Source organism: Streptomyces sp. NRRL S-920 (assembly GCF_000717945.1).
Lineage (GTDB): Bacteria > Actinomycetota > Actinomycetes > Streptomycetales > Streptomycetaceae > Streptomyces > Streptomyces alboniger.
Genome location: NZ_JODF01000161.1, coordinates 1 through 500, shown reverse-complemented (window position 1 = coordinate 500; position 500 = coordinate 1). Strand labels below are relative to the sequence as shown.

The 500-nt window shown below is 67.6% G+C and carries 1 protein-coding gene; it reads left to right on the top strand.

From position 1 onward, the window contains the following. Positions 1-500: carboxyl transferase domain-containing protein (locus tag IG54_RS0137325; protein ID WP_037898488.1), on the top strand; the 500-nt coding region annotated here is incomplete at both ends.

Sequence of the window (500 nt, the reverse complement as noted above, 5' to 3'; positions counted from 1 at the left end):
GTGCTGGACATCGAGGCCTCCGAGAAGGCCGCCCGCTTCGTGCAGATGTGCGACGCCTTCAACATCCCCATCGTGACGCTCCTCGACGTGCCCGGCTTCCTGCCCGGCGTCGACCAGGAACACGGCGGCATCATCCGCCACGGCGCCAAACTGCTGTACGCGTACTGCAACGCCACCGTCCCGCGCATCTCCCTCATCCTGCGCAAGGCCTACGGCGGCGCCTACATCGTCATGGACAGCCAGTCCATCGGCGCCGACCTCACCTACGCCTGGCCCACCAACGAGATCGCCGTGATGGGCGCCGAAGGCGCGGCCAACGTCATCTTCCGCCGCCAGATCGCCGCCGCCGAGGACCCCGAAGCCATGCGCACCCGCATGGTCAAGGAGTACAAGGCCGAACTGATGCACCCCTACTACGCCGCCGAACGCGGCCTGGTCGACGACGTCATCGACCCCGCCGAGACCCGCGAGACCCTCATCAACTCCCTCGCGATGCTCGC